The sequence below is a fragment of the Mesotoga sp. HF07.pep.5.2.highcov genome, assembly GCF_003666285.1.
Lineage (GTDB): Bacteria > Thermotogota > Thermotogae > Petrotogales > Kosmotogaceae > Mesotoga > Mesotoga prima.
On the sequence record NZ_JFHJ01000399.1, the window covers coordinates 1 to 2429 of the forward strand.

At 44.1% G+C, this 2429-nt stretch carries 1 protein-coding gene; it reads left to right on the forward strand.

Annotated elements, in window-relative coordinates; genetic code table 11:
* Positions 1 to 254 precede the first annotated feature (254 nt).
* The coding region (locus tag BG32_RS08525; RefSeq protein WP_121526679.1) for a hypothetical protein at positions 255 to 2429 on the forward strand (2175 nt) is incomplete at its 3' end.

Here is a 2429-nt window from a genome sequence, read left to right on the forward strand (position 1 = left end):
GAGTCTGTCCCTAAAGGAAGGTCAGTATGAGCATATTAACTACAGCTCAATTCAGTGATCTCCAGTCGTTAGAAAAGGGCTTTCCTATACATGGAAAAACTCTGCTTAACAGTGAAGTTTGCTTTATCAGGCCTGGGATAGATCAATTCATCCGGCAATTAGTTTTTTCACATTTCTTCATCTCTTTGCATAACGCTGGAAAACGTACGATGTATTAATTTATATTGTTTTACTACACATGCTAGAGGTGGTATATGGATAGAGAGACAGTAAAAGTGACCCTCCTGGCCGAGGCACTGGAGATGAGCAGGAATTCCTCTATTGAATGTCGTAGTCTCGAAGGCCTTGAGTCATTCTTTGACAGAAACACAGCAATAGAGCTTGCAAAGGGACTTAAGGATGGATTCTCTCTTGAAATCCCCCTGGAAGTGATAATAAGCAACGGATTCTTCAGGGGTTATCTTGCCGGTCTTATGCTTTCAGACAAGACTACTTCACATGTTGTCAAGGAAAAGATAGCCAAGATCCTTCTCGAAGATCTTCTTCGCACGCTGAATGAGGCAGAGGAAACTTCACCCGGTCAAGAAGAGAGTTTTCAGTCAGAAAGAGACTTGAAAAAGAGATTCTATTCCCTATTCGAAGAGAAGGAGCGCGAGGAATCTAGAGGACTTGTAAGAGAGAATTTCTCACTTTCCAGACATTTCATGAATAGTAAGCATTATATTCCTATTTACCTTTGGGGTAATGAATTGACGACTTTCATTTGCGAAAGCTTAGATTCGGAGCAGTTCAAGGGCTCCCTAAAGGAAGACTTGAGAAAGCTTGTACCTTCTGTGCTTGCATCATACTCGATGCCCGATACTATGGGTTCGTCAGTAGGACTTCGATTACCGTCGGTTGAGAGTTATTTGAGCTCGCAGTTCCCGATTCTGGCTTTGATAAGGAATCGAAAACTGAATCTTGATCAGGTGACTGAGTTCATCAAGAGCCTGTCTCACATTATATTTGGGGATATCTTGTTGGCGCCGGTTAGCATGGCAGCAGGTGGAAGGACGGAAGAGAAAGCAAGGGCAAAACTGATTATCAATAAGATGTTCGCTTCTATGAGTGATTCTGAACTCGGTATTATGTTGAATTCCTCCAGCTACGAGTCGAGAGACGGTTTTCTTTACGAAGTTGTCGTTTGCAATGATTTCAGCAAAGTTTTCGATAGATTGAAGAATATTTTGAAAGGTATAGAAAAGAAGGCTTCCCTATTTTCCAATATGGCTATTGCGAGCGCCCTCCTGGACAAGGATGAGGCAACTGATTGGGTGGTAGAGTATGTCGCATATCTGAAGACGCTGGAGCCGACAATCGCAGTTGTACGATCGGGACTCTTGTTATGCATGAAATACGACTTTGAAGACGAGGAGCTCTTCAGCGAGAAGTTTTCTGAGATAACAGATGAGAAACCAGATCCGCCTTTGATCCGATCTCTTCTTCGGGATTCATTCGGTGATCTTGATGTGAGCTATGAACATATGGCAGACGAGTATTCTCATAGAACGGCGATTGATGGTGTAATTTCGAACTTGAAATCGATTAAGGAACCTAATTTCATTTCGTTCGAGAAGACCGGCAGTCTTGAGTATTCACGAGTGCCGATGTATACGCTGATAAACTCAGTGATAAGTCAGAACGATATCGATCATGCATTCGATACCATGGTAGCTTACTGCAAGAGGTACCGGTTCAACTTCGAGTTCATGAATACACTTCTCTTCCTTTCCACAAGAGAAACTGACGAACTGAAAAAGCTCCTTCAAGTTGCGGGCGAGCTCGCTTTGAACGTCCTCCACGATATCGTTGAAAAGGATAAATGGGCATCACTTATAGAGAACGAAGAGAGTCCATCCAACACCGAACTCCTGCAAGTCATCGAACATTATGTGGATAGCTTGATCGACCGGAAGGATTACAGGGAAGCACTGAGGGTTATCGAAGAAGTCTTTCCCCTTGTCGGCCCGGATGATTACGGCTACCTCCTGGCGAGCAAATTACTTGTGTGCTGGAGACTGAAAATGTTCGATGAATTGGCCAAAACAATGGAGTTTATGAACCACAGTGGTCATCCGAAGGCTCTTGCAGTACTGGCGCTGAAGAACTATGCCTACAGGGAGCTAGACAGAGCGGAAAAGATTCTTCTGAACATTCTTCGCCACTGCCCTGACTTCATCAAGTATCTGCTGGATGAAGAAGAAAACGATAAGAAGGACTTCGAGAAAGCAGAAAAAGGCGACCTCAGGAGTCAGAAAAGAGTCGATTCGCTGACTCTTGCAGAAGAGTTCAGAGGGGACTGGCTCAACCTGAGGGGCGGAAAAGAATGGCTGAAGAAGGTGCAGAAGGTTTTTGATGAAGTGAGGGACGGCAGTAATCTGCCGAAGAAC